General features: G+C 60.7%; 26 protein-coding genes. 15 read left to right on the top strand and 11 right to left on the bottom strand.

Annotated elements, in window-relative coordinates:
• Positions 1–28: 28 nt before the first annotated feature.
• The gene (locus tag JIO00_RS25820) at positions 29–1,345 is read right to left on the bottom strand and encodes a bifunctional DedA family/phosphatase PAP2 family protein (RefSeq protein WP_010467359.1); all 1,317 of its coding nucleotides are present in this window, start codon (positions 1,343–1,345) and stop codon (positions 29–31) included.
• Between the two features lie 176 nt (positions 1,346–1,521).
• Positions 1,522–2,220 (bottom strand): DNA-3-methyladenine glycosylase, encoded by a 699-nt coding sequence (locus JIO00_RS25815; RefSeq protein WP_083375682.1) that lies wholly within the window; start codon positions 2,218–2,220, stop codon positions 1,522–1,524.
• Positions 2,221–2,409: 189 nt separating this feature from the next.
• Between JIO00_RS25815 and JIO00_RS25810 the strand changes: the two genes are divergently transcribed.
• The 13 genes from JIO00_RS25810 to JIO00_RS25750 all read left to right on the top strand — a co-directional run bounded on the left by JIO00_RS25810 (position 2,410) and on the right by JIO00_RS25750 (position 14,978).
• Positions 2,410–3,681, top strand: coding sequence for a glutamate-5-semialdehyde dehydrogenase (locus tag JIO00_RS25810; RefSeq protein WP_102594339.1), 1,272 nt, complete (start codon positions 2,410–2,412; stop codon positions 3,679–3,681).
• A gap of 1 nt (position 3,682) precedes the next feature.
• Complete coding sequence (gene nadD, locus JIO00_RS25805; RefSeq protein WP_169858290.1) at positions 3,683–4,372, top strand: nicotinate-nucleotide adenylyltransferase; 690 nt, start codon at positions 3,683–3,685, stop codon at positions 4,370–4,372.
• Positions 4,373–4,445: 73 nt separating this feature from the next.
• Complete coding sequence (gene rsfS, locus JIO00_RS25800; RefSeq protein ID WP_010467363.1) at positions 4,446–4,940, top strand: ribosome silencing factor; 495 nt, start codon at positions 4,446–4,448, stop codon at positions 4,938–4,940.
• Positions 4,941–4,949: 9 nt separating this feature from the next.
• A complete protein-coding gene (gene rlmH / locus JIO00_RS25795) occupies positions 4,950–5,417 on the top strand; it encodes a 23S rRNA (pseudouridine(1915)-N(3))-methyltransferase RlmH (RefSeq protein ID WP_007937439.1) in 468 nt (155 codons plus the stop codon).
• Positions 5,418–5,427: 10 nt separating this feature from the next.
• On the top strand, positions 5,428–7,323 hold the full coding sequence (mrdA, locus tag JIO00_RS25790; protein WP_010467364.1) for a penicillin-binding protein 2: 1,896 nt from the start codon (positions 5,428–5,430) through the stop codon (positions 7,321–7,323).
• 31 nt (positions 7,324–7,354) lie between these two features.
• On the top strand, positions 7,355–8,458 hold the full coding sequence (gene rodA, locus JIO00_RS25785; protein WP_049870746.1) for a rod shape-determining protein RodA: 1,104 nt from the start codon (positions 7,355–7,357) through the stop codon (positions 8,456–8,458).
• A gap of 17 nt (positions 8,459–8,475) precedes the next feature.
• The gene (gene mltB / locus JIO00_RS25780) at positions 8,476–9,486 is read left to right on the top strand and encodes a lytic murein transglycosylase B (RefSeq protein WP_010467366.1); all 1,011 of its coding nucleotides are present in this window, start codon (positions 8,476–8,478) and stop codon (positions 9,484–9,486) included.
• A complete protein-coding gene (locus JIO00_RS25775; protein ID WP_077749943.1) occupies positions 9,486–10,496 on the top strand; it encodes a septal ring lytic transglycosylase RlpA family protein in 1,011 nt (336 codons plus the stop codon). Before mltB ends, JIO00_RS25775 begins: the two co-directional genes overlap by 1 nt.
• Positions 10,497–10,677: 181 nt before the next feature.
• Entirely contained in the window at positions 10,678–11,835 is a 1,158-nt protein-coding gene (locus tag JIO00_RS25770) for a D-alanyl-D-alanine carboxypeptidase family protein (protein ID WP_010467368.1), read from the top strand.
• Between the two features lie 80 nt (positions 11,836–11,915).
• Entirely contained in the window at positions 11,916–12,191 is a 276-nt protein-coding gene (locus JIO00_RS25765; RefSeq protein WP_010467369.1) for a DUF493 domain-containing protein, read from the top strand.
• On the top strand, positions 12,191–12,838 hold the full coding sequence (gene lipB / locus JIO00_RS25760) for a lipoyl(octanoyl) transferase LipB (RefSeq protein ID WP_010467370.1): 648 nt from the start codon (positions 12,191–12,193) through the stop codon (positions 12,836–12,838). The genes JIO00_RS25765 and lipB overlap by 1 nt, the downstream gene beginning before the upstream one ends.
• Before the next feature lies 1 nt (position 12,839).
• The gene (gene lipA / locus JIO00_RS25755; protein WP_010467371.1) at positions 12,840–13,865 is read left to right on the top strand and encodes a lipoyl synthase; all 1,026 of its coding nucleotides are present in this window, start codon (positions 12,840–12,842) and stop codon (positions 13,863–13,865) included.
• Between the two features lie 162 nt (positions 13,866–14,027).
• Positions 14,028–14,978, top strand: a complete 951-nt coding sequence (locus JIO00_RS25750; RefSeq protein WP_077749945.1) for a S66 peptidase family protein — start codon at positions 14,028–14,030, stop codon at positions 14,976–14,978.
• A gap of 93 nt (positions 14,979–15,071) precedes the next feature.
• On the opposite strand, the gene JIO00_RS25745 is transcribed toward JIO00_RS25750, so the two are convergent.
• From JIO00_RS25745 to leuS, 5 genes are all read right to left on the bottom strand, one after another.
• Positions 15,072–16,394, bottom strand: a complete 1,323-nt coding sequence (locus JIO00_RS25745) for a lytic murein transglycosylase (protein ID WP_010467373.1) — start codon at positions 16,392–16,394, stop codon at positions 15,072–15,074.
• Positions 16,395–16,456: 62 nt separating this feature from the next.
• Positions 16,457–16,621 (bottom strand): alternative ribosome rescue factor ArfA, encoded by a 165-nt coding sequence (gene arfA, locus JIO00_RS25740; RefSeq protein ID WP_003176285.1) that lies wholly within the window; start codon positions 16,619–16,621, stop codon positions 16,457–16,459.
• A 210-nt stretch (positions 16,622–16,831) separates the two neighbouring features.
• Positions 16,832–17,869, bottom strand: a complete 1,038-nt coding sequence (holA, locus tag JIO00_RS25735; RefSeq protein WP_010467374.1) for a DNA polymerase III subunit delta — start codon at positions 17,867–17,869, stop codon at positions 16,832–16,834.
• 39 nt (positions 17,870–17,908) lie between these two features.
• Positions 17,909–18,514, bottom strand: coding sequence for an LPS-assembly lipoprotein LptE (locus JIO00_RS25730; protein WP_077749947.1), 606 nt, complete (start codon positions 18,512–18,514; stop codon positions 17,909–17,911).
• 89 nt (positions 18,515–18,603) lie between these two features.
• A complete protein-coding gene (gene leuS / locus JIO00_RS25725; protein WP_010467376.1) occupies positions 18,604–21,210 on the bottom strand; it encodes a leucine--tRNA ligase in 2,607 nt (868 codons plus the stop codon).
• A gap of 279 nt (positions 21,211–21,489) precedes the next feature.
• On the opposite strand from leuS, the gene JIO00_RS25720 reads away from it, so the two are divergent.
• Together JIO00_RS25720 and JIO00_RS25715 are read left to right on the top strand one after the other, a co-directional pair.
• Positions 21,490–21,810, top strand: coding sequence for a hypothetical protein (locus JIO00_RS25720; protein WP_010467377.1), 321 nt, complete (start codon positions 21,490–21,492; stop codon positions 21,808–21,810).
• A 104-nt stretch (positions 21,811–21,914) separates the two neighbouring features.
• On the top strand, positions 21,915–22,673 hold the full coding sequence (locus tag JIO00_RS25715) for a YdcF family protein (RefSeq protein ID WP_010467378.1): 759 nt from the start codon (positions 21,915–21,917) through the stop codon (positions 22,671–22,673).
• Positions 22,674–22,813: 140 nt separating this feature from the next.
• Here JIO00_RS25715 and lnt read toward each other — a convergent pair whose 3' ends face one another.
• From lnt to JIO00_RS25695, 4 genes are read right to left on the bottom strand one after another with little or no spacing between them, the layout of a single operon-like run.
• Positions 22,814–24,337: an apolipoprotein N-acyltransferase gene (gene lnt, locus JIO00_RS25710; RefSeq protein ID WP_010467379.1), complete on the bottom strand. Its 1,524-nt coding sequence runs from the start codon at positions 24,335–24,337 to the stop codon at positions 22,814–22,816.
• Between the two features lie 14 nt (positions 24,338–24,351).
• Positions 24,352–25,191 (bottom strand): HlyC/CorC family transporter, encoded by an 840-nt coding sequence (locus JIO00_RS25705; RefSeq protein WP_045062079.1) that lies wholly within the window; start codon positions 25,189–25,191, stop codon positions 24,352–24,354.
• A gap of 5 nt (positions 25,192–25,196) precedes the next feature.
• Positions 25,197–25,691 carry an rRNA maturation RNase YbeY gene (gene ybeY, locus JIO00_RS25700; protein WP_154913088.1) on the bottom strand — a complete coding sequence of 165 codons (495 nt, stop codon included), beginning with the start codon at positions 25,689–25,691 and terminating at the stop codon, positions 25,197–25,199.
• Positions 25,684–26,688, bottom strand: a complete 1,005-nt coding sequence (locus JIO00_RS25695) for a PhoH family protein (protein ID WP_010467382.1) — start codon at positions 26,686–26,688, stop codon at positions 25,684–25,686. The genes ybeY and JIO00_RS25695 overlap by 8 nt, the downstream gene beginning before the upstream one ends.
• Positions 26,689–26,696 lie beyond the last annotated feature (8 nt).

The raw sequence follows: 26,696 nt of genomic DNA, 5'->3' as shown, positions 1-26,696 counted from the left end.
GATGGCGTGTACCTCATCAGGCAACAGCCTAATACGCATATCTCAACATTGCATTCGGCAAATGTCGCAATGCAAAGAACCCGAACAACGCCACCATCGCCGGCAATACCAGCCACCAGATCTTCGGCGGCATGGCATTGAGCGGTGTCTGGCGCTGGCTCAGCCACAAGCTGGCGGCACACACGCACGCCGCCAGCATCGCGCCGGCCAATATATCCGTTGGCCAATGCGCGCCCAGGTACACCCGGGACAGGGCGATTGTCAGGGCCGGCAAACAACCCAGCAGCAACCAGGTCAGGCGCATCCGCGGCGGCTGACCGCGACCGGCCAGCACGGCGAGGGTCAGGAACAACGCGAAGGCGCCCGATGCATGGCCGCTGGGCATGCTGTAGCTGGTCAGCGGATCGCTCAGTACTTCCGGGCGCACGCGGGCGAAAAATTGTTTGGTGAACGTGTTGCCGAGCGCGGTGAAGAGCAGGGTGCCACCGGCGAAAATCGCCTGGCGCCACTGCCGGGTGAGCAACAGCAAGCCGGTCAGAAGGGCGCTGAACACCAGCATGTTGCGGAATTCGCCGATCAGCGTGAAGGTGACGGCCAGTTCATCGAGCATCGGGCTGCGATGTTCCTGCACCAGGGTCATCACGCCTTGGTCGAGCGCGGTGAGGTGCGGGTAGCCGATAAACAGCCCTGCCAGAATTAACAGGCCGAGGCCGGCTATATAGGCGGTGGCGTGGCGATGGCGGCGCAGGCTGCTGGTCACGCTCAAGCCGATCATTACCGCAATGCTGCCGGCGACGATTCCTGCCTCAGGCCAGAACCCGTCGGGCAATGGCAAGCGAATCGCTGCGCCCGTGGCCCAGCCAGGCAGTAAGTAAGCGACGCTCCAGCCCGCGGCGGCCAGCAAACTGACAGCGGCGAAACGCGGGAACGGCATGTCGAACATCCCGGCAACCATCGGCAGCATCGGGCGTAGCGGGCCGATAAAACGTCCGACCAACAGGCTGGCAATACCGTATCGCTGGAAATACGCCTCGGCGCCGGCGATCCATTCCGGATGGTGGCGTAACCCCGGCAGGCGCCGGATATTCTGGTGGAAATGTCGACCGATGAAGTACGAAACGATGTCGCCCAGAACGCCAGCGGTAAATCCCAGCAATAGCGTTTCGCTCAATGACAGCGCCCCGCTGCCGGCCAGTACCGCCACGGCGAACAGCAACACCGTGCCGGGCACAATCAGCCCGGCAATCGCCAGGCACTCCACGAATGCCACGATGAACACCGCCGCGGCCAGCCATTGCGGGTTAGCCGCCAGCCAACCGGTCACGCTATCGAGCCATGGGCCCATAAAAACAACTCCCTCTGATGTTCAATTGGGCTCGAAAGGCGCGCACGCAACCTTCCAGGCACCACAAGTCCCCTGTAGGAGCGAGCCTGCTCGCGATAGCGGACGGACATTCGAAACCGATGTCGCCTGATACTTGCTATCGCGATCAGGCTCGCTCCCACAGGGATTTTCCATCTTCAAGTCAGCAAAAAATAATCGCGACCTTCGACCTGCCCCCGTCGCAGCGGGTTCCGCGTGCAATATGGCGCGTAAGCCGCATCGACGAAGCGATACATCAAATGTTCGTCGCGTCCGTGGGGAATGCCCAGACGCGTGGTCTGGATGATGTGAGCAGGCGCCGGGCCGACGTCTTCGACCAGCAACACATCATGGTCAAAACGCTTGGCATCCCAGACGGGCACCTTCAACCCCAGCGACTTGCACAACAACGTCTGCCCGGCGCAGAGCTTTTGCGTCGGGCGAGGACGACCCTGGGCGTCGGGATTGTTCAACAGCATCTGCGCCAGGCTCGCCGGCCCGCTTAGCTCGTCGACCCACGGATAGGCAGATTTGATCAGCACCGCGTTGCCCGGCCCCTGGGCGCTGAAGTTCAGGGAATCACCGCCGCGGGCGTAATACATATAGATGTGCCCGCCATCCAGAAACAAAGCCTTACGCTTTTCTGTGTAGCCGAGGGACGCGTGGCTGCCTTTTTCGTCGCAGTAATAGGCTTCGGTTTCGATAATCCGGGCGCTCAGCCACAGGTCGCCGACCCTGTGACGGATGACCTTGCCCAGTAAATCCCGGGCCAGGGTTTGCGCATCGCGGTCAAAAAATGCGTCCGGGAGCCCCATGGGCAGGCGTGCAGCGGACGCTCGAACAGTCAGGTTGGACATGATGAACGGTGTTTATCAAGGCTGATTGAGTCGTGATGATAACAATGTGCAGCTTAATCCCGGCTGAACGTCGGCAAATTGCCCTCCATTTCGACCATCCGCCCGTCACCGCTGTTAGTCCCGGGACGCGACAGCTATAATCTGCCGCTTTACTCTTTACCAAGACCTTAGCAAAGACCCCCACAGACCATGACTGAGTCCGTTCTTGACTATATGACCCGCCTGGGTCGCGCCGCCCGCGAGGCTTCTCGCGTCATTGGCCGTGCCAGCACTGCGCAGAAGAACCGCGCGTTGCAGGCGGCTGCCAATGCGCTGGACGCTGCACGCGCCGAGCTGACGGCTGCCAATGAACTGGATTTGGCCGCAGGCCGCGCCAATGGTCTTGAACCGGCATTGCTTGAGCGTCTGGCGCTGACCCCGGAGCGCATCGACGGCATGATCGTCGGTTTGCGTCAGGTGGCGGCACTTCCGGACCCGGTTGGCGCGATTCGCGACATGAGTTTCCGGCCGTCGGGCATCCAGGTCGGCAAGATGCGCGTGCCGTTGGGCGTGATCGGGATCATCTACGAATCCCGGCCGAACGTAACCATCGACGCCGCGAGCCTTTGCCTGAAGTCGGGCAATGCGACGATCCTGCGTGGCGGTTCCGAGGCAATCAATTCCAATCGCGCCATTGCCGCCTGCATCCAGCGCGGCCTGGCCGAAGCCGAGCTGCCGGCTGCCGTGGTGCAAGTGGTCGAAACCACCGATCGTGCGGCCGTTGGCGCGTTGATCACCATGCCGGAATACGTCGACGTCATCGTGCCCCGTGGTGGCCGTGGCCTGATCGAACGCGTCAGCCGCGATGCCCGCGTGCCGGTGATCAAACACCTGGACGGCATCTGCCACGTCTACGTCAGCGCCCACGCCGATCTGCCGAAAGCCCAGCGCATCGCCTTCAATGCCAAGACTTACCGTTACGGCATCTGCGGTGCGATGGAGACGCTGCTGGTGGATCAAGCCGTTGCCAAGGATTTCCTGCCGTCGATGGCTGCACAGTTCCGCGAAAAAGGCGTCGAACTGCGCGGTTGCGAACGTACCCGGGCGATCATCGATGCCGTGGCGGCCAGCGAAGAAGACTGGAGCACCGAATACCTGGCGCCGATTCTTTCGATCCGCGTCGTTGACGGGCTGGACCAGGCGATCGAACACATCAATCAGTACGGTTCGCATCACACCGACTCGATCGTCAGCGAAAACCTCGCCGACACCCGGCGTTTTGTGGCGGAGGTCGATTCGTCATCGGTGATGATCAACACGCCGACCTGCTTCGCCGATGGCTTTGAATACGGATTGGGTGCCGAGATTGGCATTTCTACTGATAAGCTGCACGCCCGCGGCCCGGTGGGTCTCGAAGGTCTGACCTGCGAGAAGTACATCGTGGTCGGTGATGGCCAGTTGCGCGGCCAGGCGTCGGTCTGACTTGGGCGACCTCAAACCGTCAGCACCGCAAACTGCCAGCGAGCCTGCGCCAAGACGCATTGGCGTGCTGGGCGGGACGTTCGACCCGGTGCATATCGGCCATTTGCGCGGTGCGCTGGAAGTCGCCGAGTCGCTGTCGCTCGATGAGTTACGCCTGACACCCAGTGCCAGGCCGCCGCATCGCGGTACGCCGCAGGTGTCGGCAAAGGACCGTCTGGCGATGGTCGAGTGCGCGGTGGCCGGTGTGGCGCCGTTGGTGGTGGACGCCCGCGAATTGCAGCGGGACAAACCGTCCTACACCATCGACACCCTGGAACTGATGCGCGCCGAACTGGCCGCCTCTGACCAGGTTTTTCTACTTTTGGGCTGGGACGCATTTTGCGGCCTGCCCACTTGGCACCGCTGGGAAGAGTTGCTCCAGCATTGCCACATCCTGGTGCTGCAACGCCCGGATGCCGACAGCGAACCGCCGGATGCCTTGCGCAATCTGTTGGCGGCACGCTCGGTGAGCGACCCGCTGGCCCTCAAAGGGCCGAGCGGACAGATTGCATTCGTCTGGCAGACGCCGCTCGCGGTATCCGCCACCCAGATCCGTCAACTGCTGGCCAGCGGTAAGTCGGTACGTTTCCTGGTGCCCGACGCGGTCCTGGCCTACATCGATGCGCACGGTCTCTACCGTGCGTCGAACTGAAAAGAGGGCACGCTTCCAGGCACGTAATGACGTGTATTGAAGCGCCCGAACATACGAGCAAAACGAGTTTTATATGACGAACAAAGACGTAACTAAAGTAAAGCGCAAAGGCACGTTCAAAAGCGCCCCGCTGCCTGAGCCGGTTCTCACCACTGAACCTCTTAAAGGTGACGAACTGGTCAAGGTGGCCGTAGCCGCCCTGGAAGACGTGAAGGGCCAGGACATCCAGGTCATCGACGTTCGTGAAAAGCAGAGCATCACTGACTACATGATCATCGCGACCGGTACCTCCAACCGCCAGATCGGCGCGATGCTGGACAAGGTTCGCGAAGCCGTCAAAGCCCTGGGCGTCAAGCCACTGGGTGAAGAAGGCAAGGGCGACAGCGACTGGGTGCTGCTGGATATGGATGATGTCATCGTGCACATGATGACCGCCTCGGCTCGTCAGTTTTACGACCTCGAGCGTCTGTGGTCCGGTGCAGAGCAGAGCCGTGCTCTGAACGCGGCTCACCACAGTCCGGAAAACACCCATGAGCACTTCGTCAAGCTCAACAAAGACCAGCAATAAGGGACCGCTGTGCGACTGCGACTGATCGCCGTCGGCTCCCGCATGCCCAAGTGGGTGGAAGAAGGCTGGCATGAATATGCCAAGCGTCTTCCGTCCGAGCTGGCGCTGGAACTGGTGGAAATACCGCTCAACACCCGTGGCAAGAACGCCGACGTGGCGCGCTTCATCCGTCAGGAAGGCGAAGCCATGCTGGCCAAGGTCGGGCCGAATGAGCGTGTTGTGACCCTGGAAGTCCACGGCAAGCCCTGGAGCACCGAGCAGTTGGCGGTCGAGCTCGATCGCTGGCGGCTGGACTCGCGCACGGTGAACTTCATGGTCGGCGGCCCCGAAGGGCTGGCGCCGGAAGTCTGTGCGCGGGCCGATCAGCGCTGGTCGTTGTCGCCGTTGACGTTGCCGCACCCGCTGGTGCGGATTCTGATCGGTGAACAGCTGTATCGTGCCTGGACAGTTCTGTCCGGCCACCCTTACCACAAGTAGTTCTGCCCTCATGCCCCAGCCGATCCGCATCAAGGACCACGAAAAAGACGCCCGTCTGGTGCGTGGCCGCGTCGTGTTCGGGGCTATTGCGGTGGTCTTGCTGATCTGCGTGCTGATCGCGCGGCTGTATTTCCTCCAGGTGATTCAGTACGAGTACCACTCGACCCTGTCGGAAAACAACCGCGTTCACGTACAGCCGATTCCGCCGACCCGCGGGTTGATCTTCGACCGCAATGGCGTGGTGGTGGCCGATAACCGACCCAGCTTCAGCCTGAGCATGACCCGCGAACGGTCCGGTGACTGGCAGCAAGTGCTCGACGTGATCGTCGAAGTGCTGGAGCTGACGCCCGAGGACCGGGTGATCTTCGAGAAGCGCATGCGTCAAGGGCGTCGTCCGTTCGAGCCGGTGCCGATCCTGTTCGAGCTGTCAGAGGAGCAGATCGCCCGTATCGCGGTGAATCAGTTCCGTCTGCCGGGCGTGGAAGTGGTCGCGCAGTTGGTGCGTCACTACCCGCAGGGCCCGCACTTTGCGCACTCGGTGGGTTACATGGGGCGGATCAACGAGAAAGAGCTGAAGTCTCTCGATCCGGTCAATTACAGCGGCACGCACCACATCGGCAAAACCGGCATCGAGCGTTTCTACGAGCCGGAGCTGCACGGTCAGGTGGGCTACGAAGAAGTCGAAACCAACGCTCGCGGCCGCGTATTGCGCGTGCTCAAGCGTACCGATCCGATTCCCGGCAAGGACATCGTCCTGAGCCTGGACATCAAATTGCAAGAAGCCGCCGAAGCCGCACTTGGCGGTCGTCGTGGCGCCGTGGTGGCGCTCGATCCGAAAACCGGCGAAGTGCTGGCTATGGTCAGTGCGCCGAGTTTCGATCCGAACCTGTTCGTCACCGGCATCAGCTTCAAGGCCTATGCCGAACTGCGCGATTCCATCGACCGGCCGCTGTTCAACCGCGTGCTGCGCGGTTTGTACCCGCCGGGTTCGACCATCAAGCCGGCGGTGGCGATTGCCGGCCTGGATGCCGGTGTCGTGACTGCATCAAGTCGGGTGTACGACCCCGGCTACTACCAGCTGCCCAACTATGACCACAAATACCGTAACTGGAACCGTACCGGTGACGGCTACGTGGACCTCGACACGGCGATCATGCGGTCCAACGACACCTATTTCTACGATCTGGCTCACAAACTGGGGATCGATCGGCTGTCGGCGTATATGAGCAAGTTCGGTATCGGCCAGAAGGTTTCGCTGGACATGTTCGAGGAGTCGCCGGGGCTGATGCCGACACGTGAGTGGAAGCGTGCAACCCGGCGTCAGGCCTGGTTCCCGGGCGAAACGCTGATTCTCGGGATTGGTCAGGGCTACATGCAATCAACGCCATTGCAATTGGCCCAAGCCACAGCGCTGGTCGCGAGCAAGGGTGTCTGGAACCGTCCGCACCTGGCCAAGACCGTCGAAGGCGAGCGGCCGAAGGATGACAACCCGATGCCGGACATCATCCTGCGCGACCCGTCCGACTGGACCAAGGTCAACCATGGCATGCAGCAGGTGATGCACGGCGCCCGGGGTACGGCGCGCAAAGCGGCGATCGGTGCGCAATACCGCATCGCGGGCAAAAGTGGTACGGCCCAGGTGGTCGCGATCAAGCAGGGTGAGAAGTATGACCGCTCCAAGGTTCAGGAGCGCCATCGTGACCACGCCTTGTTCGTCGGCTTCGCACCGGCTGACAACCCGCAAATCGTGGTGTCGGTGATGGTCGAGAACGGCGAGTCCGGTTCCGGCGTCGCAGCGCCTGTGGTGCGTCAGATCATGGACGCCTGGCTTCTGGACCAGGACGGTCGGTTGAAGGCCGAATACGCCAGCCCTATCAGTGCGGAGGCTACGGCCCGTGAAGAGTAATTTCGATCGCATTCTCTCCAGTGAGGATGTGATGCGTCGCCGTGCGACGCTGTTGCAACGCATGCACATCGACGGCCCGTTGCTGATCCTGTTGCTGACCCTCGCCGCCGGCAGTCTGTTCGTGCTGTATTCGGCCAGTGGCAAGAGCTGGGACCTGCTGGCCAAGCAAGCCACTTCGTTCGGCATCGGCCTGGTGTCGATGATCGTCATCGCCCAGTTCGAGCCGCGATTCATGGCGCGTTGGGTGCCGGTCGGTTACGTGATCGGCGTGCTGTTGCTGGTGGTGGTGGACGTCATGGGCCACAACGCCATGGGCGCCACGCGCTGGATCAACATCCCGGGGGTGATCCGTTTCCAGCCTTCGGAGTTCATGAAGATTCTGATGCCGGCGACCATCGCCTGGTACTTGTCCAAGCGCACCTTGCCGCCGCAGCTCAAGCATGTGGGGGTCAGTCTGTTCCTGATCGGCTTGCCCTTCATCCTGATCGTGCGTCAGCCGGACCTCGGCACTTCGCTGCTGATTCTCGCCGGTGGCGCCTTCGTCTTGTTCATGGGCGGGTTGCGCTGGCGCTGGATTCTCAGCGTGATTGCTGCCGCCGTGCCGGTGTCTGTGGCCATGTGGTACTTCGTGATGCACGACTACCAGAAGCAGCGCGTCCTGACGTTCCTTGATCCCGAGAGCGATCCGCTCGGGACAGGCTGGAACATCATTCAGTCGAAAGCCGCCATCGGTTCCGGCGGCGTGTTCGGCAAAGGCTGGCTGCTCGGCACTCAGTCGCACTTGGACTTCCTGCCGGAAAGCCACACCGACTTCATTATTGCGGTGATGGGCGAAGAATTCGGCCTGGTGGGCATCTGCGCACTGCTGTTGATTTACCTGTTGTTGATCGGTCGTGGGCTGGTGATAACCGCCCAGGCCCAGACATTGTTCGGAAAATTGCTCGCGGGCAGCCTGACCATGACGTTTTTTGTTTACGTTTTCGTCAACATCGGTATGGTCAGTGGCCTGTTGCCGGTCGTGGGGGTGCCGTTGCCGTTCATTAGCTACGGAGGAACTTCGCTGGTGACGCTGCTGTCAGCGTTTGGGGTTTTGATGTCGATCCATACCCATCGTAAGTGGATCGCACAGGTTTGAATAAGGTGAAGATGTTAATGCAAGTAATGCGCGGCTGGGCGACTCGATACGCGCCATGGGTCGGCCTGGTAAGCATCCTTGGCACAACGCAGGACGCGTTGGCCGGCGATTACGAAGGTTCACCCCAGGTGGCCGAATTCGTCGGTGAAATGACCCGCGACTACGGTTTTGCCGGTGAACAGCTGATGGGCGTGTTCCGCGAAGCCGAGCGCAAGCAGTCGATTCTGGACGCGATCTCGAAACCCGCCGAGCGGGTCAAGCAGTGGAACGAATATCGCCCGATGTTCATCACCGACGCGCGCATCGCCCGTGGTGTGGACTTCTGGCGTCAGCACGAAGCGGTACTGGCCCGTGCCGAGCAGGAATATGGCGTGCCGGCTCAGGTTATCGTCTCGATCATCGGGGTTGAGACCTTTTTCGGCCGCAATACCGGCAATTTCCGGGTAATCGACGCTTTATCGACCCTGGGTTTCGACTATCCTCCCCGTGCCGAATTCTTCCGCAAGGAGTTGCGTGAGTTCCTGTTGCTGGCCCGTGAGGAGCAGGTCGATCCGCTGACCCTCAAAGGCTCTTACGCCGGCGCCATGGGTTTGCCGCAGTTCATGCCGAGCAGCTTTCGCGCCTATGCGGTGGACTTCGACGGTGACGGCCACATTAATATCTGGACCAACCCGGACGATGCCATCGGCAGCGTCGCCAGTTATTTCAAGCGTCACGGCTGGGTCGCCGGCGAGCCGGTGGTCAGTCGCGCCGATGTGCGTGGCGAGCAAGTGGATGAAGGTTTGACGACAGGCATCGAGCCGACTAAAACGGTCGGGGAGTTGCGAGCCTTGGGCTGGTCGAGTCATGATGCGCTGCGCGATGATATGCCGGTCACGGCTTTCCGCCTGGAAGGTGACAATGGCCCGGAGTACTGGATGGGCCTGAAGAATTTTTACGCAATCACGCGATATAACCGCAGCGTGATGTACGCCATGGCGGTACATCAACTGTCTGAACAGCTGGTCCAAGCACGGGGCGTCAAGTAATGCGGGCATTGCCTATGAATAAACCCCTGAAGCTGATGGCATTCGCCGCGTTGGCGGTGCTGGTCGCCAGTTGTTCGACCAGCCGCGCGCCGACGCAAAAGCCTTCAACGGCCGTGCGCGCAACGCCTGGCCTGGACATCAACCGGGCGCACAAAGACGGCGCGCCATGGTGGGACGTCGACGTATCGCGCATCCCGGATGCCACGCCGACCCTGCACTCCGGTCCTTACAAAGCCAATCCTTACACCGTGCTGGGCAAGACTTACTTTCCGCTGCAAGAATCCAAGACCTACGTCGCCTCGGGCACGGCGTCCTGGTACGGCACCAAATTCCACGGTCAGAACACCGCCAATGGCGAGGTGTACGACCTGTACGGCATGAGTGCCGCCCACAAGACATTGCCACTGCCAAGTTACGTCCGGGTGACCAACCTGGACAACCACAAGAGCGTGATCCTGCGGGTCAACGACCGCGGGCCGTTCTACTCGGACCGCATCATCGACTTGTCCTACGCCGCCGCGAAAAAACTCGGTTACGCCGAAACCGGCACCGCACGGGTGAAGGTCGAGGGTATCGATCCGCAACAGTGGTGGGCACAAAAGGGCCGTCCGGCGCCTTTGATGCTCAACGAACCGCAGGTAGCGCAAAATGCCGCGCCGACGATTACCGCTTCGGCGGGCACCGTCGAGCAATGGACGCCACCGCCGCAGCAACACGCGGCAGCCGTGGTGCCCGTGCAGATTGATGCAAAAAAAAACGCTTCTGTACCAGCCTCTGGCCAGTATCTGCAGGTGGGCGCGTTCGCCAACCCGGACGCTGCCGAACTCCTGAGATCGAAGCTCAGCGGGATGGTGAGCGCTCCGGTGTTCATCAGCTCGATCGTGCGTAATCAACAGACGCTGCATCGGGTGCGCCTGGGGCCGATCGGTTCGCCGGGTGAAATCCAGCAAGTGCAGAACAGTGTGCGCCTGGCCAATCTCGGTTCGCCGAGCGTGGTCACCGCCGAATAATACGTAGTACTTGATTGACGGTTCGCTTGCGGTTTGGGGGGTGGACCTGGTTGTTGGCTCGTTGAAGAACAAAAGCCCGGCAAGGGTTCTGAGTGAGCAACTGAACACGCGATGGCCCGTTAGAAGGCCATCTGATTAGTTTTGCCTTCGGGCAGTTTCCATTAGCGATTTCGAGAGACGGATGAACATCACCACCTTTGCCAAACGCCTGTGTCTGCTAGTCCCGCTGCTCCTCTCGCCTGCCGCGTTCGCGGTCGAGATGATGCCGTCGCCACCACAACTGGCCGCTAAATCCTACGTACTCATGGACGCCAGCAGCGGCAACGTGCTGGTCGAGAACAACGGTGACCAGCGTCTGCCACCGGCCAGCCTGACCAAGCTGATGACCGCGTACATCGCGACCCTGGAAATCCGTCGTGGCCAGATCGGTGAAAACGATCCGGTGACCGTCAGCGAAAACGCCTGGCGTACCGGCGGTTCGCGGATGTTCATCAAGGTGGGTTCGCAAGTCACTGTCAGCGACCTGCTGCATGGCATCATCATTCAGTCGGGTAACGACGCCAGTGTTGCGCTCGCCGAGCACATCGCCGGCAGCGAAGACGCGTTCGCCGACATGATGAACAAAACCGTGGCCGATCTGGGCATGACCAACAGCCACTTCATGAACCCGACCGGTCTGCCGAACCCTGAGCACTACTCGTCGGCTCACGACATGGCGGTGCTGGCTCGCGCGATCATCCACGAAGACCCGGCTCACTATGCGATCTACTCGCAGAAAGAGTTCTTCTGGAACGGCATCAAGCAGCCTAACCGCAACCTGCTGCTGTGGCGTGACAAGACTGTCGACGGTCTGAAAACCGGTCACACCGACGAAGCCGGCTACTGCATGGTGTCTTCGGCTGTACGTGATGGCATGCGCCTGATCGCCGTGGTGTTCGGCACCAACAGCGAAGTGGCCCGTGCTTCTGAAACCCAGAAGCTGCTGACCTACGGTTTCCGCTTCTTCGAAACCCAGACCTTCTATCAGAAAGGCGCCGAGCTGGCTCAGGCCCCTGTCTGGAAAGGCAGCACCAATCAAGTCAAGGCCGGCCTGGCTGAAGACCTGACCATGACCCTGCCAAAAGGCCAGCTGAAAAAGCTCGCCGCCAGCATGACCATGAACCCGCAACTGGTTGCGCCTATCGCCAAGGGCGACGTAATCGGTAAAGTCGAAGTGAAACTGGACGACAAAGTGGTGCATAGCGCCGACCTGATCGCCCTGGACGCTGTCGAGGAGGGTGGTATCTTCCGCCGCATGTGGGATAGCATCCGTCTATTCTTCTACGGCTTGTTCAACTGAATTAGTGTGGACTTGCATGGCCCCGTTCCAATCCGGAGCGGGGCTATGTCCGTTGCCACGGCTTACGAGGCCGTTACGCCATGACAGATACCGAAGTAAAGGCGCCAAAGATCGAATTTCCTTCCAATGATTACCCGATCAAAGTGATCGGCGACACCATTGTGGACATCAAGCAAAAGATCATCGATATCGTTAAGAAGCACGCAACGATCAACGATGAAAGGGTGGACGAACGCCAGAGCAGCAACGGCAAGTACACCACCATCCAGTTGCACATCATCGCCACCGGTCAAGACCAGCTGTACGACATCAACAGCGAACTGCGGGCTACCGGTTTCGTGCACATGGTGCTGTGATGTCTGGCACGCTGGGCTTTCGCGAGCTCGGCCAGATGGCTTACGAGCCGGTCTGGCATGCCATGCAACGCTTCACCAACGAACGCGGCAGCAATGCCGCGGACGAGATCTGGCTGGTCGAACACCCGCCGGTGTTCACCCAGGGCCAGGCCGGCAAGGCCGAGCACTTGCTGCTGCCGGGGGATATCCCGGTGGTGCAGGTCGATCGCGGTGGTCAGGTGACTTACCACGGTCCCGGCCAGTTGGTGGCCTACCTGTTGCTCGACGTGCGCAAACTGGGTTTCGGCGTGCGTGACTTGGTCACCCGCATGGAACACTGCCTGATCGAGCTGCTGGCCAGCTATGGCGTGACCGCAGCGGCCAAGCCTGATGCGCCGGGTGTCTATGTCAATGGGGCGAAAATCGCCTCCCTGGGTCTGCGGATCCGCCACGGTTGTTCCTTTCATGGCCTGGCCCTGAACGTGGACATGAACCTGGAACCGTTTCGACGGATTAATCCCTGCGGCTACGCCGGGCTGGCGATGACCCAGCTGAGCGATCACGCAGGATCGATTGAATTTGCCGAGGTAAGTGCCCGGCTGCGCGCGCAGCTCGTCAAACACCTCGACTATGCTGAGCAGACGACCCTAACGGGCGGAATCGACTGATATGACTACTGATGCAGTGCAAACCATGATCCCGACGCTGGATGTTACCGAGCGTCCGGCCCCGCGTGCCAAGGTTGAAGCCGGCGTCAAGCTGCGCGGCGCCGAGAAGGTTGCACGTATCCCGGTAAAGATCATTCCGACCACCGAACTGCCGAAAAAACCTGACTGGATCCGCGTGCGCATCCCGGTTTCGCCGGAAGTCGACCGCATCAAGGCCCTGCTGCGCAAACACAAGCTGCACAGCGTGTGCGAAGAGGCGTCCTGCCCGAACCTCGGCGAGTGCTTCTCCGGCGGCACCGCGACCTTCATGATCATGGGCGACATCTGCACCCGTCGCTGCCCGTTCTGCGACGTTGGCCACGGTCGTCCGAAGCCTCTGGACGTCAATGAGCCGGAAAGCCTGGCCATCGCCATCGCCGACCTGAAACTCAAGTACGTGGTGATCACCTCGGTCGACCGCGACGACCTGCGTGACGGCGGTGCCCAGCACTTTGCCGACTGCATCCGCGAGATCCGCAAACTGTCGCCGAACGTGCAGCTCGAAACTCTGGTCCCGGACTACCGTGGCCGCATGGACGTTGCGCTGGAAATCACCGCCGCCGAGCCACCGGATGTGTTCAACCACAACCTGGAAACCGTGCCGCGCCTGTACAAGGCTGCGCGTCCGGGTTCGGATTACCAGTGGTCGCTGACCCTGCTGCAACGCTTCAAGCAGATGATGCCGCACATTCCGACCAAGTCCGGCTTGATGCTGGGCCTGGGCGAAACCGACGAAGAAGTCATCGAAGTCATGAAGCGCATGCGCGAACACGACATCGACATGCTGACACTGGGCCAATACCTGCAACCGTCGCGCAGTCACTTGCCGGTGGAGCGTTTTGTGCATCCGGATACCTTCGCCTGGTTCGCCGAGGAAGGCTACAAAATGGGCTTCAAAAACGTCGCTTCCGGCCCGTTGGTGCGTTCCTCGTACCACGCCGACGAGCAGGCGAAGCTGGTCAAAGCTGAATTGATGTCGTCTCTGTAATAAAGCGCCCGCAAGGCTTTTCAGCCTTGCGGGCGTTTTTGTTGGCCGTGCCTACGGCCGCAACCGTCTTTTCCTGCAACCTGCGGGGCGATTGATCCTCTTCTGTTTGTCCCCGTTCCTGACTACTGTGTGCTGAAGCTTTTCACGCAGGGAGATTCATGGATGACTGTTCGACCGACCCACACGCTGTTTCCTCACTCAGCCGTTCCGGCCTTGCCCTCGGAAGGGCTGATCGGCGTGATTGCGCCCGCCGGGCCTGCCGGGCTGGACACCGATAAAGCCGTTGCCTGGATGCGCGCTCGCGGTTATGCGCTGCGGATATTTCCCGGGGTGTACGAACAGGATGGCTACCTGGCCGGCAGCGACGACGTGCGGCTCAATGACTTGCACGCCGCGTTCGCCGACACGGAAGTCGACGCGATCATTTGCCTGCGGGGCGGTTATGGTACGCCGCGTTTGCTCGATCGTATCGATTTCGAATTGCTGCAAAACAACGCCAAGCCGTTTATCGGCTACAGCGACATCACTGCGCTGCACGTGGCGATCAGCCGTTACGCCGGTTTTGTGACCTTTCATGGTCCGCTGCTTAATGCCGATTTGCTGGGTGAGAAGCAAAAGCCGACCGAGTCTTCGTTTTTCAACATGCTCAGAGGGCAGGTGAAGGCGGGCAGTGTGCTTTCGCACCCGGTGGCCTGGCCGCTGACCACGATCGAGCCCGGCATCGCTCACGGCCGGTTGCTGGGAGGCAATCTGTCGATGATTGCCGCAACCATGGGCACGCCATTTGAGATGGAGGCTGAAGGCGTCATTCTTTTCATTGAGGACATCAACGAACCGCTGTATCGCATCGACCGCTTGCTGACTCATTTGCGCCTGGCCGGCACGCTGGGCAAGTTGCGCGGCGTGCTGGTGGGCGATGTGGCGGGGGTTGATACGGTTGCGCTGGAGCGGTTGCTCAAGCAGACGTTCGAGCCGTTGCGGATACCGGTGTTGGCCGGGTGGCGCAGCGGGCACTGCGATCCGAACCTGACGTTGCCGATGGGCGCGCTGGTTCGGCTGGATGCGGGGAAGAAGGAATTGGTGTTGGAACAGGATGTGGTCGTCAAGCGGTAGTGCGATAGCGCCTGTCAGTAAGTCTTCGCGGGCAAACCTCTCTCCTGCAGGATGGTGTGATCCCGTAGGAGCGAGGCTTGCCCGCGAAGCTTTTTAGCGGTTACGCAGGCCTTCAAGCAACTTGTGCGTCGGATACCCATCCGCCGGCCAACCAAACGACTGCTGGGCACTGCGGATCGCTTTGCGAGTGTTCGCGCCGATGATCCCGTCAGCCGTGCCCGCATCGTAATTCTGCGCACTCAGCAGGCTTTGCAGTTCGATTCGCTCGGTGCGGCTTAACGGCAAGTCATCTTTTGGCCACGTGCCATTGATCAGGCCGCCGCCACTGAAACGCTCGGACAACAGGCTCACCGCCAATGCATAAGACGACGAGTTGTTGTACTTGAGGATTGCGCGGAAGTTGTCGAGCACCAGGAACGCCGGGCCACGATAACCGGCCGGCAGCAGCAGGGCGGCGGACAGGTGTTCGGAACCTGCCGGAACCTGGGCGCCATTAGGCAGCGAGACCCCCAACTGTTGCCATTCGGCGACGCTCTTGCGAATCGTGCCGTCGGCCAGGACGTAGTTGAAACTGCCTGGTAGCTGCACTTCAAAGCCCCACGGTTGGCCTTTCTGCCAGCCGGAGCTTTGCAGATAGTGCGCCGTCGAGGCCAGCGCATCGGCCGGGCTGCCCCAGATGTCGCGGCGGCCGTCACCGTCGAAATCCACGGCGTGGGTGTTGTAGGTGGTCGGGATGAACTGGGTCTGACCCATGGCGCCGGCCCAGGAACCGAGCATTTTCTCCGGTTCGATATCGCCTTGTTGCAGGATTTGCAGGGCGGCGATCAGTTGCGCATGAGCAAAGCCCGGACGCCGGCCTTCGTAGGCCAGGGTCGCCAGGGAGTTGATTACTGACTTGTTGCCCTGGAACTGCCCGAAATTACTCTCCATGCCCCACACCGACACCAAGGCCTGGCGATCGACGCCGTAGCGCTGCTCGATGCTTTGCAGAATGTCAGCGTATTGGCCGACCAGCGCCTGACCTTTGCGTACCCGCAGCGGCGACAGGGCGCCATCGAGGTATTCCCACACCGGGCGGGAGAACTCGGGTTGGCTGCGATCGGCACGGATCACGCTGGTGTCGAGGCTGACATTGGCGAAGGCGCGGTCGAACAGATCGGCGCGGATGCCGGCGGTTAGCGCGTCTTTGCGGAAACCCGCCTGCCATTCGGCGAAGGTCTGGGTGGGCTGGAGGTCGAGGTTTTCACCGGTCGGCACCACGGGCGGAATGACCGCAGGGGCTGTCGATACGGGAAGGGTCTGAAGCGGCTGGGCGTCGGCGGCGGTCGGTTTTTCCGCGCAGGCGACAAGCAAAATGAGGCTGGAGGCAGCGATCAGTTGGCGCAGGGGCCAACGACGGGAAATACAAAGGGGCATGCACAGGTCCAGGGAATACGAATCAGGTGCAGACCTTAACATGTTGAGCGATGGCTTGCCTTTCAGGCCGCCAGAAAGTAAGAAGCCTCCCAGCTATTAGACTGGAAGGCTTCGCGGCGGTAGCTGCCTTTGCCCTTGCCGGCTCGTTCCTGACGGCTGCGGAACAGTGGCTGGGCGATGATGGATTTGGCCTTGTTGGGGCCATGCTTGGATGGCTTTTTGCTCATGATCAGATCTCTCGATTGAGTGGGTTTTGCGGGGGAAATAATCTGCTGAAGTTGGGGTTCTGTCTAGTCCCCACATTGCGTAGGACCTTTCGGATGCGTTCGCGGGCAAGCCTCGCTCCTACAGGTTGGAGTCGTACACATAATGGTGGGTCGACTGAGGCCTGTAGGAGCGGGGCTTGCCCGCGAATGGCCGTTATGCGTTCGGAAAGCTCACTCGGCGGGTAGCGACAATCTCTGGCCCGCCATCAGCAACGACAACCGACTCAAACTCATCCACGGTGACCCGGCAGCCTGACCCTTGATCTGCGCATCAATCCGCTGTGCTTCCAGCAACAACTGCGCCCAGCGTTGCGCCGGATAGCGTTGCAGGGCTTTGCTCATCAGCGGTTTGCGCTTGTCCCAGACCGGCGGTCGAGCCTGGCTGAAGGCTTTGTCCAGCGGCACACCCTGGCTGTATTGCAGCGAAAGGTTGGCCAGCAGACGCAGCTCCCGGGCCAGCGCCCAGAGAATCACCGGTGGCTCGACGCCTTCACCCCGCAACCCTTCAAGGATGCGCAGGGCATGGGCGGCTTCACCGTTGAGAATCGCGTCGGTCAGGCCAAACACATCGAAGCGCGCACTGTCGGCCACTGCTGCTTGCACGGTTTCGACGGTGATCTGTCCACCTTCGGCCATCAGCTTGAGTTTTTCGATTTCCTGGGCGGCGGCCAGCAGGTTGCCCTCGACCCGCGCGGCAATCAGTTCCACGGCGTCCTGGCTGGCGGAAAGCCCGGCCTGGGACAACCGTTGACGAATCCAGCTCGGCAACTGGTTGGCATCCACCGGCCAGATCTGCACGAACTGCGTCTGCTGCCCTTCGACCAGCGCCTTGCCCCACTTGGTTTTCTGCGCACTGCCATCCAGCTTGGGCAGGCTGATCAGCAGCACCGTGTCTTCGGCCGGGCGCGAGCAGTACTCGATGAAGGCCGCGGCACCTTTGTCGCCGGGTTTACCGGAGGGCAAGCGCAGCTCCAGCAGGCGCTTTTCAGCGAACAGCGACATGCTTGCACCGGCTTGCAGCAACGTCCCCCAGTCGAAACTGGCGTCGGCGGCGAAGACCTGGCGTTCGTCGAAACCCTGTTGGCGAGCAGCGGCACGAATGGCGTCGGCGGCTTCCTGGCACAGCAGCGGGTCATCGCCGCTGATGACGTAGACCGGCGCGAGGGCACCTTGCAGGTGTTTGGCGAGTTGGGCGGGGGCGAGTTTCATAAGAAAGGGCGAACGGGGCGCCTGGGCGCCCCGTAAGTCTTATTGCTGCGGGATTTCGATAGGCGACTGACGCGGGGTTTCCGCTTCAGCTTTCTGCGCCGCTTCCAGTGCCTGGGCTTCGGCTTTTGCCTTGGCGTCGGCGGTCTGTTGCAACTGATCCAACTGAGTCGGCGTGAGTTGTGACAGGCGCAGCATCATGCGTTGAACCAACTCGCGACGGGTTTCTGTGCGAGCCGTATTGGCTTCCTGGTCGGAACCCACCAGGTTGTTGCCGTCGTGGATGAAGATCTTCTGCACTTCGAGCTTGTCGCTCAGCAGCGGCAGGCCTTGCGCACCCCGGATGTCGTAGCTCAGCACGGTGCTCACCTGATACTCGCCAGTACGGCCGGCACCGGCGTAGCTGAGGATGCGCTGGCTTTCCTGCTCATCTGTCAACACAAGCTTGTACGGCGCTCCGGCGTAAACCTTGACGCCGCTGCTTTGCAATACCTGACGCAATTGCGTCACGGTTTCGCCGTAGGCGTTGCGGGCGCTCAGATCGAGCTCCCTGATCGCCATTTCATTGGTGCCGGTGCCGCGCAGCTGGAACCCGCAGGCGCTCAACAGGACCGCGAGGCCCATCACCAGCAAATTGCGTTTGATCATCTTGTTGCTCCCCTTGAAACCATGTGGGCCGATCGTGCGGCCCGAAAGGTTTTACTCGGCGCCAGGCTCACCTGGCGCCTGATCCAATTTTAGCTGGCGACGATATTGACCAGTTTCCCGGGCACTACAATCACTTTACGAATAGTCAGGCCGTCGACGAAGCGCAGCACGTTCTCGTTGACCCGGGCAGCGGCTTCGACTTCTTCGCGAGTCGCGGTCGCCGGCATTTCGATCTGGCCGCGCAGCTTGCCGTTGACCTGGATGACCAGCGTCAGGCTGTCCTGCACCAGCGCGGTTTCGTCCACCACCGGCCAACCGGCATCGATCACCGGGCCAGCGTGACCCAGTTGATGCCACAGCTCGTGGCTGATGTGCGGGGTGATCGGAGCCAGCAGCAACGTCACGGCTTCCAGACCTTCGTGAACCAGTGCGCGATCCTGTTCGGTGCCTTGCGCGGCTTTTTCCAGCACGTTCATCAGCGTCATCACCTGGGCGATGGCGGTGTTGAATTTGTGGTTCTGGCCGACGTCGTGGCTGGCCTGCTTGATGGCCAGGTGGATCGAACGACGAATGGCTTTCTGCTCGTCGTTCAGGCTGGCGACGTCCAGTTTGCCCGGCAAACCCTGAGTGACGTGGGCTTGAGCCAGGCGCCAGACGCGCTTGAGGAAACGGTGCGAACCCTCGACGCCAGAGTCGGACCATTCCGCGCTCATATCAGGTGGCGAGGCAAACATCATGAACAGACGGCAGGTGTCGGCGCCGAACTGGTCGATCATCGACTGTGGGTCGACGCCGTTGTTCTTCGACTTGGCCATCTTCTCGGTGCCGCCGATTTCCACCGGCAGACCGTCTGCAATCAGCTTGGCGCTGATGACCTTGGCCTTGCTGTCGCGTTCGAGTTCGACGTCCGCCGGATTGAACCAGGTGTAAGCACCGTTGGCTTCACGACGGTAGTAAGTCTCGGCGATCACCATGCCCTGGGTCAGCAGGTTCTTGAACGGCTCGTTGGAGCTCACCAGGCCTTCGTCGCGCATCAACTTGTGGAAGAAACGCGCGTACAGCAGGTGAAGAATGGCATGTTCGATACCGCCGATGTACTGATCCACCGGTAACCAGTGGTCGGCCGCCGATTTTTCAACCAGACCGCCTTCATAGTGTGGCGAGGCGTAACGGGCGTAGTACCACGAGGACTCGACGAAGGTGTCCATGGTGTCGGTTTCACGCTTGGCCGGTGCGCCACATTTCGGGCAAGCACACTCGTAGAACTCAGGCATGCGCGCCAATGGCGAACCCGCGCCGTCCGGCACCACGTCTTCCGGCAGTACCACAGGCAGTTGATCTTCCGGGACCGGCACATCACCGCAGGTGGTGCAGTGGATGATCGGAATCGGGCAGCCCCAGTAACGCTGACGGCTGATGCCCCAGTCGCGCAGGCGGAACTGGGTGCGCGAGGCACCGAGGTTTTTCTTGATCAGCGCCACTTCAATGGCGTCGAACGCGCCAGCGAAGTCGAGGCCGTCGAACTCGCCGGAGTTGATCAGCGTGCCGTGCTCGCCGTAGGCGTCCTGCCATGGAGCCGGGTTGGTATCACCTACACTGGTGCGCACCACGGACTTGATCGGCAGGTTGTACTTGGTGGCGAACTCGAAATCACGTTCGTCGTGAGCCGGAACCGCCATCACCGCGCCATCGCCGTAGTGCATCAGCACATAGTTGGCGACCCACACCGGGAGTTTTTCACCGGTCAGCGGGTGCTCGACGAACAGCGAGGTCGGCAGGCCTTTTTTCTCTTGGGTGGCGACGTCGGCTTCGGCAACGCTGCCGCCCTTGCATTCAGCGATGAACGCTTGCAGCTCAGGGTTGTTCTGCGCGGCCAGGGTGGCCAGCGGGTGTTCGGCGGCCACGGCGACGTAGGTGGCGCCCATCAGGGTGTCTGGACGGGTGGTGAAGACTTTCAATGCGCCGGTTTCGCCGATGGAATCGACGTGGTACGGGAACTGCACTTCCATGCCGCGGGATTTGCCGATCCAGTTGCGCTGCATGGTCTTGACCTGTTCAGGCCAGCCCGTCAGTTCGTCGAGGCTCTCCAGCAGCTCATCCGCGTAGGCGGTGATCTTGAAGTAGTACATCGGGATTTCGCGCTTCTCGATCAGCGCGCCGGAACGCCAGCCGCGACCGTCGATCACCTGTTCGTTGGCCAGGACGGTCTGGTCGACCGGGTCCCAGTTCACGGTGCCGCTTTTCTTGTAGATCACGCCTTTTTCGAACAGGCGAGTGAACAGCCATTGTTCCCAGCGGTAATAATCAGGCTTGCAGGTGGTCACTTCGCGGGACCAGTCCACCGCCAGGCCCAGGCTGCGCAGCTGGGTTTTCATGTAGGCGATGTTTTCGTAGGTCCACTTGGCGGGCGCTACGTTGTTCTTCATCGCGGCGTTTTCCGCCGGCATGCCGAAGGCGTCCCAACCCATGGGTTGCAGGACGTTTTTGCCTTGCATGCGCTGGTAGCGGGAGATCACGTCGCCGATGGTGTAGTTGCGCACGTGCCCCATGTGTAGCTTGCCGCTGGGGTAAGGGAACATCGACAGGCAGTAGAACGTCTCCTTGCCTGGCTGTTCACTGACTTCAAAGGACTTTTGCTCGTCCCAGAACGATTGGGCGGCGGCTTCGATTTCACGGGGCTGATATTGTTCGTGCATGGCTACTTTTGAACTGAATAGGGGTGGCCTAATCCTCTTCAATGCAACGCTGGACGGTGACGACGCCAAATCGACGTTTCAGTGCCCGAACGAGCTGGAAGTGGAGTTACAGGAAGCGCCGTAGCATACATGACCGCACTCTACCGAGGGAAACCCTGATTACTGCCGCGCGTCTTGCGAAAACTGCCGCGAGGGCCGTTGGTCGCGGCATCCAGCCGGTTTGTTCATGGAAGCTAAGCTCTAAATGGGGAGCGAGTCTTATCTTCAATGAGGTGAGGGATGGTTGAGTCACAGCAAAAAGTCACGAAACCGCAGCTGTACGAAAGACTGATCGATCGTCTGGGGATGGCCTTGGACGCTGCAAAAACCGCTGACCGGCTACGCGATGAGCGTCCCCTGGAGCTGGAACTGCGTGGTTTGAGCCCCGCAGAGTTTGCACTGGTCAAAGCCTATCTGGATCGCAGTGAACGTGAGACGCACGGATGCTTGTCTGCAGCAGTGAAGCAACTCGACGCACCACGTTCGGCCAAGATCATCTGGCTCAAGGACAAGGCACCTGGCAGGGACGCGGAAAAGGTCCGGTCTCTGCAATTCAAATAACGGCTGCAAGCCATTACCCATGTTTTTTAAAGCATAGTCCTTCCGCATTTGTTGTCGCATTGCGTCAACCCACTTAGGCTTCGGGCATCTTATGGAGATGCTCGATGCCTTTTCGTTATTTCGTGAAACAACTTCTGTTGCCTCCCGGCATTCTTTTGCTGCTGTTGATGCTCGCGTGGTGGTTGCGCCGCTCAAGGCCGCGGCTTGCGGGTGTGTGCTTTGCCTTGGGGTTCGGCGGCTTCCTGTTAATGAGTTTGCCGGTGGTGGTGCAGTGGGGCGCCAAGGCCCTGGAAAGTGAACCGCCACTGGCGCGCGAGGAATGGGCCACCCTGAGTCAGCGTGCGGATGCGATTGTGGTGTTGGGTTCGGGGCGTGAGCGGGGCGATATTGCCTGGGGGGCTGATCAGCCGACGGGCGTAGGTCTTGAGCGCGAACGGTATGCGGCACGCCTGGCCAAGGCCTCCGGGTTGCCCATTCTTACCAGCGGTGGCCTGCATTACGGTACGCCGCCGACCGAAGCGAAGTTGATGGCGGATTCATTGCTTGATGATTTTGGCGTCACCGTGCGCTGGCAGGAAGGGCGCAGCCGCACGACGTGGGAGAACGCGCAGTTCAGCGCCGAGGTGTTGCTGCCGCAGGGAATCAAACGGGTGGTGGTGGTGACGCAGGCCTGGCACATGCCGCGATCAGTCTGGAGCTTTCAGCAGGCGGGATTTGAAGTGGTGCCGGCACCGGTGGGCTTTTTAGGCGTGGACAACGCCCGGCCACTGGGCGGCTGGATGCCGGAGTTCAAGTCGATCTGGCAGAGCGGGCAATTGCTGAATGAGGCGGTGGGGCAGATCGGATATTCAATGTTTTACTGATGACCTGTGGCGAGGGAGCTTGCTCCCGCCGGGCTGCGAAGCAGCCCTGAGTCCGGCTAATCCATTTCTGGCTGACAAAGCGCATTAACCGGTATTGCGGCTGCTGCGCAGCCGAGCGGGAGCATGCTCCCTCGCCAGAGTCAGACGGTCTTGGCCATCCGGTTCGCCACCAGTGCCCAGCCAAACAACAACACGCAAACGATGATCAGCGGCCACGAGCGCCATTGCAGGTAAGGCGTCAGGTTGTGCATCGGCACGACTTCGCCGTACAGGATGCCGCGTTCGAACTGCGGGATCTGTACCGTGATCTGCCCGAACGGGTTGATCAGGCCGGTGACGCCGTTGTTGGTGGCGCGGATCATCCAGCGGCCTGCCTCCAGTGCGCGCATCTGCGCCATCTGCAAATGTTGCAGTGGGCCGATGGAGGTGCCGAACCAGGTGTCGTTGCTGATGGTCAGCAGCAATTCACTGCGGGCCGCCAGGCTGGCGGCGAATTCCGGGTAGACCACTTCGTAGCAGATGAATGGCGCGATCTGATAACCCTTGGCTTGCAGCATCGCCTGGTCAGCCGGGCCACGGGCAAAGTCGGACATCGGCAGGTCGAAGAACGCGATCAGCCCACGCAGTACTTCCTGCAACGGAACATATTCGCCAAACGGCACCAGCTTCTGCTTGAGATAAGTGCCGTCGCCTTCACCGAGGACGGTGATGCCGTTGAAGAAGCGCTTCTCGTGTCGGACTTCCTGACGGATCGGTACGCCGGTAATCAGCGCAGATTTACGCTCGGCGGCGAAATTCCCCATCATGTTCAGGTAGCCCTCGGCGGACTCCTTGAGCACCGGGACGGCTGTTTCTGGCCAGATCAGCAGGTCGACCCGTTTGGAGCTGAAACTCATGTCGCGGTACAGCGCCAGCTGCGCGTTGAGCTGCGCCGGGTCCCACTTCATGCTTTGTTCGATATTGCCCTGAAGGGCGGCAACGCTCAGCGCCGGGCCCGCCGGGCTGGTCCAGGCGTGTTCCTTGAGCGCCATGCCGGCCACCCAGGGGCCGACCAGCAGCAATACGCCAGCGGCGATGAAACCTTTACGGCCCGTGCGCACCAGGCGCATGGCGTTATAGATCAGCGCCGCCGTCAGGGCCAGGGTGAAGGAAATCAGCCACATTCCGCCGACGGGTGCGAGCCCCGCCAATGGGCCGTCGAGCTGGCTGTAACCGGAATAGAGCCATGGGAAACCGGTGAGAAACCAGCCACGAAAAGCTTCCTGGCCGACCCACAGCGCGGCAAACGCCAAGGCATCTGCCAGCGGCGCTTCGTTGCGACGCAGCCAGCGCGCCCAGATCCAGGCGGGCAGGGCGAAGAACCAGGCAATCGCGGCCGTGAAGATCAGCATCAGGAAACCGGCCAGCAGCACTGACGCGCCGCCGAAGTGGTGAATGCTGTAATAGATCCAGCTGGTACCAGCGCCAAACAAGCCAAAACCGAAACACCAGCCACGGCCCAGGGCCTGACGGGGACTCAGTTCGCGCAAACCGGCATAGAAGAACCCGACCGCCAGCAACGCCAACGGCCAGATATCGAACGGCGCCAGGGCCAGGGTGGTGAGTGCACCGGCCGCCACGGCCAGCAGGTTACCGGGCCAGCCGGGGCGGGTCATACGATGCATTTCAATCCTTGGATTTATCGGGCGATAGGGGTCAGGCGCAGCAAGTGGATCCGACGGCTGTCGGCGTTCAGGATGCGGAAGCGATAAGGGCCGATTTCAGTGATTTCGTTGCGTTTTGGCAAGTGCCCGAACGCGCTCATCACCAGGCCGCCAACGGTGTCGAATTCGTCGTCGGAGAATTCGCTGTCGAAGAACTCGTTGAAGTTCTCGATCGGCGTCAGGGCCTTGATCAGGAAGTCACCGCTGGGCAGCGGCTTGATGTAGCTGTCTTCTTCGACGTCGTGCTCGTCTTCGATGTCGCCGACGATCTGTTCCAGCACATCTTCAATGGTCACCAGGCCTGCGACACCGCCGTATTCGTCAATGACGATGGCCATGTGATTGTGGTTGGCGCGGAACTCGCGCAGCAGCACATTCAGGCGCTTGGATTCGGGTACGAAGGTCGCCGGGCGCAGCAGGTCCTTGATGTTGAAGCTGTCACCGTTCTCCTTGAGGATCAGCGGCAGCAAGTCCTTGGCCAGCAACACGCCCATCACATCATCGTGGCTTTCGCCGATGACCGGGTAGCGGGAGTGGGCCGAGTCGACCACGGCAGGCAGGAACTCGCGAGGTGTCTGGGTCGCCTTGATGCTGATCATCTGCGAGCGCGGGACCATGATGTCCCGTACTTGCAGGTCAGCGACCTGGATGGCGCCTTCGACGATGGCCAGCGCTTCGCTGTCCAACAGTTTGTTCTGGTGTGCGTCGCGCAGCAGCTCCAGCAGCTCCTGGCGGTTCTTCGGCTCGTGGGCAAAAGCCTGGGTGAGCTTACCCAGCCAAGACTTTTGCCCGTTGCTCGATCGATCTTCGCTCATAGCGATTACTCTGAATCCTTTGTTGTAACGATAGGGGTTGTGTCTGTTTCGTCGTCCGCATAAGGGTCGGGAAAGCCCAACTCGGCAAGCAACGTTCGTTCCAGTGCTTCCATTTCTTCGGCTTCGTCATCATCTATATGGTCGTAACCCAGCAGATGCAAGCAGCCATGAACCACCAGATGCGCCCAATGGGCCTTTAGTTCCTTGCCCTGTTCGGCGGCTTCGCGCTCGACCACGGCCACGCAGATCACCAGATCGCCCAGCAGCGGGATGTCGAGAAACTCGTCAGGCACATCGGCCGGAAACGACAGGACGTTGGTGGCGTAATTCTTTTGCCGCCAGGTGTGGTTCAGCTCGCGGGCCTCTTCGTCATCGACTAGGCGAATGGTCATTTCAGAGTCGGCAGTGCGCTGGCGCAGGGCCAGTTCGCACCATTGGCGGAACTCGGCTTCGCTGGGTGCAGGCGCCTCGGTAGCCAGTTGCAGATCAAGCTCAAGCATCGCGGCGACTGTCCTTTGGTGTTTCGTCTGCCGCGCGATTCTCGAAGCGCTCGTAGGCTTCGACGATGCGTTGCACCAATGGATGGCGCACAACGTCCTTGGGCATGAAATGGGTGAAGCTGATACCCGGCACGTCTTTGAGTACTTCAATCACATGGTGCAGCCCGGACTTGGTGCCTTTCGGCAGGTCGACCTGGGTGATGTCACCGGTGATGACGGCCGTGGAGCCGAAGCCGATCCGGGTCAGGAACATTTTCATCTGCTCGACGGTGGTGTTCTGGCTTTCGTCGAGGATGATGAAACTGTTGTTCAGCGTGCGACCGCGCATGTAGGCCAGTGGCGCAACTTCGATCACCTGGCGCTCGATGAGCTTGGCGACGTGTTCGAAGCCGAGCATCTCGTAGAGTGCGTCGTAGAGCGGGCGCAGGTATGGGTCGATCTTTTGCGACAGGTCGCCGGGCAGGAAGCCAAGCTTCTCGCCCGCTTCAACCGCCGGACGCACCAGCAGGATGCGGCGAATCTGCTCGCGTTCCAGCGCGTCTACCGCGCAGGCAACGGCCAGATAGGTCTTGCCGGTACCGGCCGGGCCGATGCCGAAATTGATGTCGTTACCGAGGATTTCCTTCACGTAGCGCAGCTGATTCAAGCCGCGAGGGCGAATCATGCCTTTTTTGGTGCGCAGAGCGACGGAGGGTTCGGACGGGGAGACGTTGTCCAGCTCTTCGACGGCCGATTCCTGCAGGAACAGGTGAACCGTGTCCGGCGACAGCTCTGTACCTTTGGTTTCCCGATACAGACGACGAATCAGATTTTCCGCGGAGGTGGTGTGTTTGGGCTCGCCGATCAGCTCGAACTGGTTTCCGCGGTTGCGGATCTCGATGGTCAGGCGCTGTTCGATCAAGCGCAGATGCTCGTCGAATTGCCCGCACAGATTGGCGAAGCGACGGGCCTCAAAGGGCTCGAGGATAAAACGATGTGGTTCTATGGGTGCGTTCAAGGTCGTAT

The sequence above is a fragment of the Pseudomonas sp. SW-3 genome, from assembly GCF_016615645.1.
Classification (GTDB): Bacteria; Pseudomonadota; Gammaproteobacteria; order Pseudomonadales; family Pseudomonadaceae; genus Aquipseudomonas; species Aquipseudomonas mandelii.
The sequence above is the reverse complement of the archived record's forward strand: the minus strand, read 5'-3'. Positions and strand labels throughout refer to the sequence as shown.